Below are 13,577 nucleotides of genomic sequence, written 5' to 3'. Positions count from 1 at the left end.
TTTGAGGGGGTTAGAAATTAACTCTGAACTTGACTGACATCTCACGTCCCAAGCCGTAGAATACACGCGTTGCCGACGTCCAGCTATGTGACGATCCGTCGTAAGCGCTTTCGATGTATTCCTGGTTGAACAGGTTCGATATATTTCCGCTGACAGAGGATGACAAACCTCCCAGTTGGAAAGAATAGCTGGCATAGAGGTCGAACACATGAGCCGATGGAATCTTCCAGGGTTTTTCATACGTTGTTTCGCCACCAAGCTTCAGGTCGTTATTGATCGGTGTCCAGTCAGCATAATTGCGATCGGTGAAGAACCAATCGGCACCGAAGCTGATGTCTTTGGTCGGTTTAATCTTGATTCCGGCAGAGAGAGAGGTCTGTGCCGAGCCACCAACCTTCACGCCATCCATTTTAAAGGTCGATTTGGCATGATCGGAAGCGCCAACACCGGAGGCTACCTTATAATCAGTCGTGATCGGCTGACCGGCTGAATTATAGAAATAACCGGTAGCAGTTCCGTTCCATCGCCAGTTGCCCATAGAGAAGCTACCGGTAATGTCTAACCAGGTGAAAGGATGAGCAGCCAGGTCGATCTCCAATCCTTGGTGGATGGCATCGACACCCTGCATATTCACCGTGTAGCGGTCAGTCTTATCGCTGAAATCACCCATGCGAGCCATGGTCTTATCGTTCCAGTTCGTATGATAGAGGTTCAGGTTGGCCGACAGGAAAGAGGTGCGGACACCATACCCCAATTCCACGCTGAATATCTTTTCGTTCAAAGCATCTTTGTTGATGACATTGCTCGTGGTCGATTGCAGGAACACGCCACCATTAAACTGCGGAGCGCGGCTGATATAACCGATATTCATAAATATATTATGATAGTCGTTCAAGTTGTAGTTGGCACCCCCTTTGATGTTGAAGCCCCAATTGGTCACGGTTCCCGATTTGGCATGGTTCTCGTCATAATAGAAACGGTCGTAACGCCACTGGGTTGATTCGTTTACCGAAGCGGAAGCAAACGCGCTAAGGCCACCCAAGGTGTATTCCGCCTGTCCGAACAGACCGCTCTGGATGATATGACTGTCGTAATCGCGGTACACCACGTCGCCTACCGTTAGTTTCTCTTTCAGGAAAGAGGTGTTTTTGGCCGCGCTATTGTTTTCCGGCAATACATTGGAGCGATTGCGCGCATCCACATAGTAGGCACCATTCATCAGGTCGCTGATCTCTGCCGTATGCATCCCTTTATAATAACGGGCATCGATACCTCCGGAGATATTCAGGTTCTCGTTCAATTCGCGTTCATAGGTCGAGAGAAGTCCATACCAACGATGTTGGTTCTTGTTCAACGCCAGAATCATTTGTGAGCCATTCGTGCTGTTTTCGTTCATCTCCTGGATCTGATCGTAGGCAAAGGTACCGTCAGCATTTCTGTATTTTGTATTCAACACGCCGTTGCTTACGCCATACCAACCGTTGGCCATCGAAGAGTCAGACCCTTCACCACGCAGTCCCCATCCGTCGCCGATCGACATATACAACGCCGTACTCAACGATGATTTCATGTCTATCTGCCACATATGGTTGAGGGATAATTGCGGTTTGTGGTATTTATTCTTTGCCGAAGTGATGCGTTCGCCATTCTTTCCGAAGCCGTAGGTCGCGTTGTATCTGTACAGGTCGCCATTCGGCATATATTGCTGCATCTGCTGCCATCCTTTGATGGTCAAACCATCGTAGCTACCCCGTTGGTTGTGAACCTGAGGTGCGCCAAATCCGGTGAATGAGATCTGATGAGAATCGTTAATCATTTTGGCGATACTCAGGAAGTAGTTATATGATTCAAACTCTGTTCCCTGCACATAACCGTCGCCCCATGTTTTGCCACCCATCAGGGTAAGCGCCCAACCTGTTTTGCTCAAGCCGGTAGATACAGAGAACAATAGTTTGTTATAACCGTCCGTGCCCATCGTATAACTGGCGAAACCGCCTTTTTTGGCATCGATCGTACGGGTCACGATATTGATTGATCCGCCCACGGAAGGCGAAGAAACCTTGGAAGAACCCAGTCCGCGTTGCACCTGCATATAGCGGGTCACGTCGGCCAGTCCGGCCCAGTTACTCCAGTAAACACCGCCCCATTCCATATCGTTCATGGGCACTCCGTTTACCATCACCGCTACGTTCTCCGATTTGAAGCCGCGGAGGTTTACCTTCGCGTCGCCAAAAGCGCCACCATCGCGGGTGACATGTACGCCCGGCGTGAGTTTCAATATTTCCGGAAACTCTTTTACACCCAGTCGTTCGTCGATGATCTGCGGTGTTACAGTAGCCATAGCTACCGGTGTTTTCCTATCGATAGCGATAGAAGAAGTGATTGTCACGTCGGCCAACCCGATCGCATCGATTTCCAACGCGATGGTGCCTAAGTCAATACTGGCAGATCCGGCAATCGTGCGGGCAATATCTTTGTACCCAAGAGAACGGAAGATTAAGGTAGCTCCGGGAGCCACCGTGATTTCAAATTTTCCATCCACATCGGCAACCGCCCCCTTGGCTGTTCCCTTTTCCAAAATCGTAGCGCCCACTAAAGGCTCATTACTCTCCGCATCGATCACCATCCCATTAACTACGGTTTGTGCCTGGAGACCATTCGCACAAAATATAGTTAAAATAGCTACTAAAAAGAAATGGATTACATGTTTTCTCATACCATGTCTACTGTTTTATAGTTAATATTTTGCAAAATAACGGTTTTGTTTTTTAGCAATGCAAATATAGCGAGTATTTTAATTCTTTCAGTGGTAGAGGCTGTTAAAATGTAAATTATTCACCCTTTCTGAGAGAGGGCTGAGGCGCTTTCATTATCTTTGCATAAGATAGGATGCGCCTTAGCAATATTCAAGCAAGCTTGACATTGCGTTCGGCTTTCACTATCTTTGCACAACTTTGCCTCTCTTTAAGTAAAAAGGTGTGTATGAAAAATATAATCATTTTTGTATGTTTGGCTTTTTGCGCCATTTTTCATTTTTCCTGTGCGAATTCACCCAAAAATGCTAAAGCCGACCGTTATGTCGTAGTACTCTCGCTGGATGGTTTCCGTTCCGATTATCCGGAGATGGCACACACCCCTACCCTGGATTCACTTGCCCGGGTTGGAGTACGCGCTGATTTCCGTCCCTGCTTTCCCAGTGTCACCTTTTCCAACCATTACGCGATGGCAACCGGGCTGCATCCGGATCATCATGGCTTGATCAATAATTATTTTTATGCCGAAGACCTCGATAAGATCTATACGATCGGTAACCGGGAAGCGGTGTCTAATCCCGACTTCTACGGCGGAGAGCCCATTTGGAACACCGCCGAGCGACAAGGGGTGAAAGCGGCTAATTTCTATTGGGTAGGCAGTGAAACCCCTGTCAACGGCCGTCAGCCCTCTATCTGGAAGCCCTTCGCCAGCAGCGTATCCTTCCGGAACCGCGCCGATTCGGTCTTGGCGTGGCTGCGGTTACCCCTGGAGGAGCGCCCACGTCTCTTGATGTGGTACATCGAAGAGCCTGACGCGATCGGCCATAGCGCGACACCCGACTCAAGCGCCACGATACGTATGGTAGAAGAATTGGATCAGCTATTGAATTACTTTTTCACCGAAGCGCGACAGCTGGATATTTTCGACCGCATCGATTTTATGGTGCTTTCCGACCATGGCATGGGCACCTACTACCCGGAGAACTATGTCAACCTGAACGACTACCTGCCCCGGGATAGTTTCGATTATGTGTTCGACGGCGTGCCGACCCTGTTGTACACCAAAGAGAGCTATCGCGAAACAGCTTACGAGATATTGCAGCATGTGCCTAATATTGAGGTTTATAAAAAAGAGGAAATCCCCGCGAAATACCATTACGGCACCCATCCGCGGATAAGCAACCTGGTGGTGATTCCGAAGATCGGCACCTATGTGCAGTTTCGCGCCAACAGCTCCCCCCGTCTTGGTGGCGCCCATGGCTATGACAACTACGTGCCCACGATGCAAGCCATCTTCTATGCCGCCGGTCCCTCTTTCAAGAGCGGGGAACGCCTGCCGGCTATTGCCAATGTCAATCTATATCTGTTGATTTGTAAACTACTCGATTTACAACCCGCCCCCAACGACGGCACGGAAGAGGAGGTCGCCGGCTTACTGAAATAGGATCGAACAAACCCATTTTGTCTCACGTTTTTTTTGCCCTTGAGGATTTTTTCTCAGCCCTTAAAAAACCGTGAAAAAAAATTCTCACCCGCGTGAGAAAAAATTCTCATGCGGGTGAGAATAAAAAAAATGGGGCTACGGCCGAAATGCTCCGCTATTAATTTATAGTATCTTTGCTTCGCTAAAAAAACGATATTCACATGGATCAGATTATTCATCAGCTTATTTCAAAAAACACACAGATACCTGTTCGCCAGATAGAGAAAACCATCCAGTTATTGCAGGAGGGAGCTACCATCCCTTTTATCAGCCGCTACCGCAAAGAGGTGACCGGCGGATTGGATGAGGTACAGATCGGGCAGATCAAAGACAGCCTGGACAAACTAACCGAACTGCAAAAACGCAAAGAGGCGATTCTCAAATCGATCGAAGAACAGGAGAAACTGACGCCGGAACTCCGCAAACGCATCGAAGACTCCTGGGACAGTACGGAAATCGAAGACATCTACCTCCCCTACAAACCCAAACGGGTGACCCGGGCGGAGATTGCCCGCAAAAAAGGGTTGGAGCCACTCGCCAAGATCATTATGTTGCAAAACGAACCGGATCCGGAGAACCGCGCCTACGCGTTTGTCCGGGGTGAGGTGAAAGACGCGGAAGAGGCGCTACAAGGTGCGCGGGATATTATCGCGGAATGGGTCAATGAAAACGAAGCAGCCCGTAACACGATCCGTAACACCTTCACCCACACGGCAGCCATCTCCTCCAAGGTGGTCAAAGGAAAAGAGGAGGAAGGCGCGAAATACCGCGACTACTTCGACTTTAGCGAACCGTTGAAGCGTTGCACCTCGCATCGCCTGTTGGCGCTGCGCCGGGGCGAAGCGGAAGGGATCCTGCGGGTCGCTATCTCACCGGATGCCGAAGAGGCATGCGAACGCCTATACAAACGGTTTGTGAAAGGCAAAGGTGCCTCATCCGATCAAGTAGAGAAGGCGGTCGATGATGCCTATAAAAGACTATTGAAACCCTCTATAGAAACCGAATTTGCCAACCTCAGCAAAGCGAAGGCCGACGAAGAGGCGATCCGTGTGTTCGCGGAAAACCTGCGACAGTTATTGTTAGCCGCACCGTTGGGACAGAAACGGGTGCTCGGGATCGATCCGGGATATCGCACGGGATGTAAGGTGGTTTGCTTAGACGCGCAGGGCAATCTGTTGCACAACGAAACCATCTATCCCCATCCGCCGCAGAACGAAAAGAGTAAAGCGGCCTCGAAGATCTCGCATCTGGTGGAGACCTACGCCATAGAAGCCATGGCAATCGGCAACGGAACGGCCAGCCGCGAAACGGAACAGTTTATCACCGGCATACGCTACGACCGGAAAGTGCAGGTGTTTGTAGTGAGCGAAAACGGTGCCTCCATCTATTCGGCATCGAAAACGGCGCGCGAGGAGTTCCCCGAATACGATGTAACGGTGAGAGGGGCGGTGAGTATCGGTCGCCGGTTGATGGATCCGCTGGCGGAACTGGTGAAGATCGATCCGAAAAGCATCGGCGTCGGGCAATACCAGCACGATGTGGATCAGACAGCGCTGAAGAAAAGCCTGGATCAGACGGTCGAAAGCTGCGTCAACCTGGTGGGCGTAAATGTGAATACGGCTAGCAAACACCTATTGACCTATATATCGGGACTGGGGCCGACCTTGGCACAGAATATCGTAAACTACCGCGCAGAACATGGTCCTTTCCGCACACGAAAAGAGATCCGCAACGTAGCCCGCATGGGAGAAAAGGCGTTTGAACAATGCGCCGGCTTCCTGCGCATTCAGGGAGGGGATAATCCGTTGGACAACTCCGCCGTGCATCCGGAGAGCTACGCGATCGTTGAACGAATGGCTAAAGACCTGAAATGTACGGTTTCGGAACTGATTGCCAACAAAGAACTGAAGAAACAATTGAAATTGGAAAACTATATCACAGAGAAAACCGGCATGCCGACCCTGCAAGACATTATGGAGGAGCTGGACAAACCGGGGCGTGACCCCCGCCAGGCAATCCAAGTGTTTGCCTTCGACCCGACGATCCGTACGATTGAAGACCTGCGGGAGGGAATGCGCCTGCCGGGTATCGTGACCAATATCACCAATTTCGGTTGCTTTGTCGATGTGGGCATCAAGGAAAACGGGCTGGTGCATATCTCGGAACTGGCCGACCGTTTCGTGAGCGACCCAACAGAGGTAGTATCGATCCATCAGCATGTCGAGGTAAGGGTGCTTAGTGTCGACCTGGGACGCAAGCGTGTGCAACTATCGATGAAGGGAATCTAACGCGATGGCAAAGGAGAAGATACAAAAGACCAACGCGGCGCGCCTATTGGATAAGGCAAACATCCGATACGAACTGATCCCCTACGAGGTGGACGAAAACGACCTGAGCGCCGTGCATGTAGCCGCGCAATTAGGCGAGAATGTCGATCAGGTATTCAAAACGCTGGTACTTCACGGCGATAAATCGGGCTACTTTGTCTGCATCATTCCCGGTGCGGCCGAATTGGATCTGAAGAAAGCGGCCAAGGTATCGGGCAACAAAAAATGCGATCTGATCCCGATGAAGGAACTACTTCCCCTGACCGGCTATATCCGGGGTGCCTGTTCGCCGATCGGTATGAAAAAGCATTTCCCGACCTATATCCACGAAACGGCCATGGACTACAGCCATATCTACGTCAGCGCCGGGCAACGGGGCTTGCAGATCATGATACAGCCCGGAGATTTAACAAAAGAAGCCCGAGCTACCATAGCCGGGCTTATTCTGTAATAGCAGATATTTAATGAGGATTATTCAAACATCCGGTCGATTCCCCCTGAATCGGGCACAAAGATAGGCTGTTCGCCGGACTCTCTTTGGGTATTACACGGATCCTGATATTGCTCAGGAATCTCGAACTTCTCGTCCTGGCTATATCCAAGTGTTTTGTCGGCATATACCTTCTGCATAAAGAGACCATAAATCGGCAAGGCCATATTGGCTCCCTGCCCTTCGCTCATCCGGTCGAAGCGGATGGATCGTTCCTCCCCTCCTACCCAGACACCACCGACCAGGCTCGGCGTAAAGCCCATAAACCAACCGTCGGAGTGGTTCTGTGTCGTACCGGTTTTCCCACCCATATCGGCCTGAATGCCGTAGCGGAAACGAACACGGCTACCCGTACCGGCGTTTATCACATTACGCAACAAATGAATCATCTTATAAGAGGCATCTTCGGTCAACACATCGCTCATCTTGGGCGTGAAATTAGCCACTGTATTCCCATAACTATCTTCGATACGCGTCACATAAAGCGGATCAACCCGCAATCCCCGGTTGGCAAAAACGGAATAACCGGTCACCATTTCACCCACCGACGCATCAGGAGTTCCCAAACAAATAGAGACAACCGGATCCATCTCGTCCTGCAATCCGAACGAATGAAGCAAGCGCACAAAAGCGTATGGCGACAGGCGCTTCATCAGATAAGCGCTTACCCAGTTGGATGACTTCTGCAATCCCCACTGAATCGACACCATCTCTCCAACATTCTCTTTGCTTGAATTCTTTGGTGTCCAGGGATTTCCGTTCTCATCGAGCAGGGTTTGTTCGACATGCAGCATCTGCTCACAGGGACTGATGCCTTCGAGCATGGCCAAAGAGTATAAATAGGGCTTAATGGTCGAGCCGACCTGGCGGCGTCCTCCATTAATCATATCATACTGGAAGTAGTTATAATCAATCCCTCCCACATAGGCTTTCACATGACCGGTACGGGCCTCCATCGACATAAAGGCGGTACGCAGGAAGCTCTTATGGTAACGGATGGAATCAAGGGGCGACATTAGCGTATCGACAGGACCTGCCCAGCTATACACACGCATCTCAACAGGCTCTTCGAAGTTCTTTGCGATCTCTTTCTCGCTCAAGCCCGCCTTCTTCAGCACCCGGTAACGCTCCGATTGCTTCATTGCGCGGCTCATAATATTATTGATCTCCTCCTTCTTCAGGTCGCTGGAGAACGGCGCGTACGAACGTCCTTTCTTCTCTTTGAAAAAGGCACCTTGCAAATAGTCACCGATATGTTCTTTCACCGCCTCTTCGGCATATTGCTGCATACGGGAGTCGATGGTTGAATAGATTTTCAGACCGTCTGTGTAGATGTTATAATTAGAGCCATCGGCTTTTTTGTTCTTATTACACCAGCCATACATCGGATCATTGACCCAAGCGGTGGAGTCTTCTTTGAACTTCTGAGCCTGCCAGGCCATATAGTTCTTACGATCGGGCTTCTTGGCCGTTAGCTTCATGCGCAGATATTCCCGATAATAAGGCGCCAATCCCTCTTTATGATCCCCACGGGTAAAATAGGTCGTCAGCGGCAATTCCTTCAGGGAATCGCATTCGGCGCGAGTGAGGTAGTCAGCTTTATACATCTGCTCCAACACCACATTACGACGTCCGCGGGTGCGTTCTACCTGGCGCACCGGATTGTAATAAGAAGGATTCTTACACATCCCCACCAGGGTAGCCGCTTCTTCGGTTTTCAGCGTGCCTGGCGTTTTACTGAAATAGACGCGCGAGGCCGACTGAATCCCGACGGCATTATAGAGAAAGTCGAACTTATTCAGATACAGATTGATGATCTCCTCCTTCGTATAGAAACGCTCCAGCTGGACGGCAATCACCCACTCGATCGGCTTCTGAAACACACGCTCCAACTTATTGCCGGCTGTCGGCGAATAGAGCTGCTTGGCGAGCTGCTGGGTGATGGTGCTACCTCCTCCTCCACTCTTCTGAAACAACAGGCCGCGCTTCACGATCGCACGGAAAAGTCCGATGGCATCGATCCCACTATGTTCTGCGTAACGGATATCTTCCGTTGCTATCAACGCTTTAACCAAATCCGGGGAGAGGTCTTCGTAGTTGACATGAATGCGGTTGTCATCGCTAAGCGCATAACTACCCAACAGTTTTCCGTCTGCCGCAATGATCTGAGAGGCATATTTATCAATCGGATTTTCCAACTGCTCCACCGGAGGCATATAGCCTATCGAGCCTTTGGCTATGGCGGAAAACAGGATTACTACAACGAGAACTGCGAGAAAAAACAACGCCCATGCAGAGCCTATTATGATCTTTGTTGTCTTTGATGCCATTTGTTTATTGAATAATGAAGAAGCAAAGGTATGGAATGCTTTTTTATTTTTTCACCTGATTAATGGTTATTTTCAACCCTTTTTCAAGGCTGTCGCCCACCAGACCTTCCAACATACCCCCGATTTCCGGATAGGCTTCCTGAATAGTCAACATAAGAATGGCCAGCATCTGAGGCGAGATTGTCGTTTCCAGTTTCATTGTTTTCTCGGTGATAGAAACAACATCTAACGTCAGCGGATAAGCCTCTACCTGCAGCGTCAGTTTTTTATCGCCCAAGGCATACGTCGCCGCATAGTCCGACGCCTCACCATTAGCAGGCACCAGATGGATATTCAGTTTGCCATCTGCCGTATAGGTGAAGGTGGTCTGATCCAGATTAATAAAGGTGGACACCATCGGGCACAACGCGTTTAACGCTTCATTATCCGTCGGAAAACTTTCTACAATCCATGTTCCCTGGAGCAAAGCCTGCTCGTTATTTTTATCGTCGTCGCCGTCGCACGCGCTAAAAGACACTACCATACACAAAGCGGCAAAAAGCACTTTCCAATTCAATCTTTTCATACTCATCTTCTTTTTTTAATTAATAATTAATCGTTGGCTTTATACATCTGTTCGTAATAACGCATATATTCTCCGCCGGTAATATTTTCCACCCATGCCTGATGGTCTAAATACCAACGGATCGTTTTCACTATCCCTTCCGAGAAAGAGGTTTCAGGCGTCCAGCCCAGTTCACGGGTGATCTTCGCCGGATCGATGGCATAACGCTGGTCATGCCCCAGGCGATCTCTGACAAACGAGATCAGATCGTCATTGATCCAGTCGATAGCGATCTCTCCGTTCGGTTCGAGCTCCTTCTTTTTCAATACCTGACGGTAATGAGGCTCTACCAGCATAATCTGCCGTATGGTGGAGATAATCTCTTTGACTATTTCGATATTTTGCTTTTCATTATGACCGCCTACATTATAGACCTCACCCTCCCGACCGTGGCGGATCACCAGATCGATCGCTTTACAATGGTCTTCTACATACAGCCAGTCGCGCACATTCGTGCCGTCACCATACACCGGTAATTGCTTTCCTTCCAGAATATTCTTGATAATCAACGGAATCAGCTTTTCCGGGAAATGGTAAGGCCCGTAGTTATTCGAGCAACGGCTGATCGTTACAGGCATCTTATAAGTATCGTGATAGGCCTTCACAAAAAGGTCAGCACTTGTTTTCGAAGCGCTGTAGGGGCTATGCGGATCCAGCGGCGTCTCTTCCGTGAAATAGCCTTCCGCCCCCAGGCTGCCATAGACCTCATCGGTCGACACCTGATGAAAACGAACCTCTTCGCGCCAGGTTGGATAGCCTCCGGTATCCTTTCCGGTCACCCAGTAAGCCCGCGCCGTATCCAATAGGTTTTGCGTTCCCAGGATATTCGTTACAAGGAAAAGCTGCGGATCTTCAATGCTGCGATCCACATGGCTCTCGGCGGCAAAATTGACCACATAATCGATCGCGTATTGCTCAAAAAGGCTATTGGTCAGCTTTCGGTCGCCGATATCCCCTTTCACAAAGAGGCAGCGCTCGCCGTCGACATCATCGGCTATCGTCGCCAGATTGCCCGCATAGGTCAATAGATCCAATACGATCAAACGAATGTCGTCGTAAGTCGACAGCATATATTTCACGAAGTTCGCGCCGATAAAACCGGCAGCTCCGGTAACGAGGTACGTTTTCATACAATTTCTTTTTGATAAATCAATAGTTGATATTTAGTTTTGCCTCACGCAACAGGGGCAATAAGCGGTCTTTTTCCGAAAGAATAACCTCCTCCTCAACCAGACCCCAATCGATACCGATCGCCGGATCTGAAAAAAGAATACCCCCTTCCTGATCTGGTCGGTAGGGATTATCCACTTTATACTGAAAAAGAGCTGTTTCGCTCAACACCTTAAAGCCATGGGCAAATCCCTGCGGAATAAAAAACTGCTTCTTATTATCGCCCGACAGAACGACAGCCACATGTTTTCCAAACGTTGGAGAACCGACACGGATATCTACCGCCACGTCCAACACCTCGCCCTGTATCACACGCACTAATTTCGCCTGCGCATAGGGAGCCAGTTGATAATGCAAGCCGCGCAATACCCCTTTCGTGGAATACGATTCATTTTCCTGGATAAAATCGACCCGCCCGACATGCGCCTCGAAGTCCGATTTTTTAAAGCTTTCCATAAAATAACCCCGCGCATCCGCAAACACCTTCGGTTCCATAATCCACACGCCGGGTATATCCGTCTCTGTATATTTCATATAATCATCTCAATAGAAAAGCAAAGTAACGTCTTTTTCCCGAAATGAACAACAAATCCGCCGGAAAGCCCCCGAATTCCCCCTTTCAGAATAAGTCAAAGCAATTTCAGGATAAGTCACCCCTCCTCCCACAAATCGTTTCAAATATTTGCGCATTCCAAATTTATTCCCTTACTTTGCACTCGCAAAAGCAAAAAGGTTCCTTGGCCGAGTGGCTAGGCACCGGTCTGCAAAACCGTCTACGGCGGTTCGAATCCGCCAGGAACCTCAATCGCAAACCGCCAAGCATCAACAAATCAGATGTTTGGCGGTTTTTCTTTTGGAGTAATTTCGCAAATTCTTCCCACTTTGTTCCCACTTTTTTGGATTCTGTAAGTGAGTTAATCCAGTAGCCTTTACTACGAAAGCCCCAGCTACTTGTATGAATCATATAAGTTATGGAGATGTGTTATTATAACCCAAATGTATTTATTATATTTGCACTGCGTAGAAATACGCACCCCACTGCGTAAAATGTAAGACCATGTACAAAAGGGCAGAATATCAAACAATTAAGAATAGGATTGAAGAGCAGCGAAGGTTTATTCAGGTCGTAATGGGTGCTCGACAGATAGGTAAATCGACAGTAGTCAAGCAAGTATTAAAAGATTTGGATGCTCCTTATCAGTTCTTTTCTGCCGACAATGTTCCGGCTACGAATAGTGCTTGGATTTCCAATTGTTGGGCAGCGGTTCGCAGCTTGAAAGAGAGTAAAGGACAGGACAGCATCATTCTTGTCATCGATGAGATACAAAAAATTGCGAACTGGAGTGAAGTCGTAAAAAAAGAGTGGGACGATGATACATTCTATGACCGCAACATCAAAGTGTTGCTTCTTGGTAGCAGTCGCGTACTATTAGAAAAGGGATTGTCAGAATCATTGGCTGGACGATTCGAAGAAATCCGCATGAGCCACTGGAGCTATCAAGAAATGAAAGAATGTTTCGGTTTCTCGCTTGACCAATATCTGTTCTACGGTGGTTATCCCGGTGCTGCCTCTTTAATTGATGATAATGACCGTTTTCAGCAATATATCCAATCATCCATTATTGACGCAACTATCAATAAAGACATTTTGATGGATACTCCCATAAGCAAACCTGCTTTGCTTCGTCAAACATTCGAGTTAGGAGCAGCTTACTCAGGGAGCTTGCTTTCTTTGAATAAGATGCTTGGTTCGTTACAAGATGCGGGTAATACGGCAACTTTGGCAGGGTACATCAATTTGCTGGATGAGAGCGGACTACTTTGCGGACTTCAGAAATTCAGTATGGATATGGCAAGGCGAAAAGCAAGTATTCCCAAATTGCAAGTTTACAATAACGCATTGAAAATGGTGTATAGTTCATTCACTTTTCAACAAGCTATTCTTGACCGTAAAATATGGGGACATATTTTTGAATCGGGTATCGGTGCCTATCTCGTCAGCCAAGCATTTATTCATCGTTTTGAGGTATTCTACTGGCGTGAACGCAATGATGAAGTAGATTTCATTCTGCGGAAGAAGGGTTCCGTAGTAGCTATTGAAGTCAAGAGCAATGCGGAGAAAAAAACAGAAGGATTGGATAAATTCAGACAACTATTTAATCCTCAATCCTCATTTATTGTCGGTGATGGTGGTATAGCTGTTGAAGATTTCTTCTTGATGGATATAAGGAAGTTGTTCTAAATTTTTCAGTTATGGAAGATAATTTAGTTAAAATGATGTTGCCGTTTAAAGTCCAGCAACTACTTGAAACGATTATTGAAAAGCACTACTAACCGACTAAAATCGAAGAATCACATCGTTCAGATTGTAAAATCCTTGTGTTCAGTCTGTTTTATTTTCGACTCTCTTATTTGCTAAA

The 13,577-nt window shown here is 48.3% G+C and carries 9 protein-coding genes and 1 tRNA gene; 5 read left to right on the top strand and 5 right to left on the bottom strand.

The window, feature by feature from the left end:
- Positions 1–10: 10 nt before the first annotated feature.
- On the bottom strand, positions 11–2,716 hold the full coding sequence (locus tag M2134_RS14790; protein ID WP_280752343.1) for a carboxypeptidase-like regulatory domain-containing protein: 2,706 nt from the start codon (positions 2,714–2,716) through the stop codon (positions 11–13).
- Positions 2,717–2,982: 266 nt separating this feature from the next.
- Between M2134_RS14790 and M2134_RS14785 the strand changes: the two genes are divergently transcribed.
- From M2134_RS14785 to ybaK, 3 genes are all read left to right on the top strand, one after another.
- Positions 2,983–4,197, top strand: coding sequence for an ectonucleotide pyrophosphatase/phosphodiesterase (locus M2134_RS14785; protein WP_280752344.1), 1,215 nt, complete (start codon positions 2,983–2,985; stop codon positions 4,195–4,197).
- Positions 4,198–4,397: 200 nt separating this feature from the next.
- Complete coding sequence (locus M2134_RS14780) at positions 4,398–6,524, top strand: Tex family protein (protein ID WP_280752345.1); 2,127 nt, start codon at positions 4,398–4,400, stop codon at positions 6,522–6,524.
- A 4-nt stretch (positions 6,525–6,528) separates the two neighbouring features.
- Positions 6,529–7,014 (top strand): Cys-tRNA(Pro) deacylase, encoded by a 486-nt coding sequence (gene ybaK / locus M2134_RS14775; protein ID WP_280752346.1) that lies wholly within the window; start codon positions 6,529–6,531, stop codon positions 7,012–7,014.
- Positions 7,015–7,034: 20 nt separating this feature from the next.
- On the opposite strand, the gene M2134_RS14770 is transcribed toward ybaK, so the two are convergent.
- The 4 genes from M2134_RS14770 to rfbC are packed head-to-tail and all read right to left on the bottom strand — an operon-like array spanning position 7,035 to position 11,691.
- Positions 7,035–9,383, bottom strand: a complete 2,349-nt coding sequence (locus M2134_RS14770) for a transglycosylase domain-containing protein (protein WP_280752347.1) — start codon at positions 9,381–9,383, stop codon at positions 7,035–7,037.
- A gap of 43 nt (positions 9,384–9,426) precedes the next feature.
- Positions 9,427–9,948 (bottom strand): hypothetical protein, encoded by a 522-nt coding sequence (locus M2134_RS14765; protein WP_280752348.1) that lies wholly within the window; start codon positions 9,946–9,948, stop codon positions 9,427–9,429.
- A 26-nt stretch (positions 9,949–9,974) separates the two neighbouring features.
- Entirely contained in the window at positions 9,975–11,117 is a 1,143-nt protein-coding gene (gene rfbB, locus M2134_RS14760) for a dTDP-glucose 4,6-dehydratase (protein ID WP_280752349.1), read from the bottom strand.
- A 19-nt stretch (positions 11,118–11,136) separates the two neighbouring features.
- Positions 11,137–11,691, bottom strand: coding sequence for a dTDP-4-dehydrorhamnose 3,5-epimerase (gene rfbC / locus M2134_RS14755; protein WP_280752350.1), 555 nt, complete (start codon positions 11,689–11,691; stop codon positions 11,137–11,139).
- A gap of 197 nt (positions 11,692–11,888) precedes the next feature.
- Here rfbC and M2134_RS14750 point away from each other — a divergent pair.
- Both M2134_RS14750 and M2134_RS14745 read left to right on the top strand, forming a co-directional pair.
- A tRNA-Cys gene (locus M2134_RS14750) sits at positions 11,889–11,959 on the top strand.
- A gap of 255 nt (positions 11,960–12,214) precedes the next feature.
- Positions 12,215–13,399, top strand: a complete 1,185-nt coding sequence (locus tag M2134_RS14745; RefSeq protein ID WP_280752351.1) for an ATP-binding protein — start codon at positions 12,215–12,217, stop codon at positions 13,397–13,399.
- Positions 13,400–13,577: the final 178 nt, after the last annotated feature.

This window comes from Parabacteroides sp. PM6-13 (assembly GCF_029892605.1).
Lineage (GTDB): Bacteria > Bacteroidota > Bacteroidia > Bacteroidales > Tannerellaceae > QVMG01.
This window is presented reverse-complemented; position numbering and strand designations above follow the sequence as displayed.

Coding starts and splice junctions, on each gene's coding strand:
- M2134_RS14770 (WP_280752347.1), bottom strand. CDS start 9,383: ATGGCATCAAAGACAACAAAGATCATAATAGGCTCTGCATGGGCGTTG.
- ybaK (WP_280752346.1), top strand. CDS start 6,529: ATGGCAAAGGAGAAGATACAAAAGACCAACGCGGCGCGCCTATTGGAT.
- M2134_RS14785 (WP_280752344.1), top strand. CDS start 2,983: ATGAAAAATATAATCATTTTTGTATGTTTGGCTTTTTGCGCCATTTTT.
- M2134_RS14780 (WP_280752345.1), top strand. CDS start 4,398: ATGGATCAGATTATTCATCAGCTTATTTCAAAAAACACACAGATACCT.
- rfbB (WP_280752349.1), bottom strand. CDS start 11,117: ATGAAAACGTACCTCGTTACCGGAGCTGCCGGTTTTATCGGCGCGAAC.
- M2134_RS14790 (WP_280752343.1), bottom strand. CDS start 2,716: ATGAGAAAACATGTAATCCATTTCTTTTTAGTAGCTATTTTAACTATA.
- M2134_RS14745 (WP_280752351.1), top strand. CDS start 12,215: ATGTACAAAAGGGCAGAATATCAAACAATTAAGAATAGGATTGAAGAG.
- rfbC (WP_280752350.1), bottom strand. CDS start 11,691: ATGAAATATACAGAGACGGATATACCCGGCGTGTGGATTATGGAACCG.
- M2134_RS14765 (WP_280752348.1), bottom strand. CDS start 9,948: ATGAAAAGATTGAATTGGAAAGTGCTTTTTGCCGCTTTGTGTATGGTA.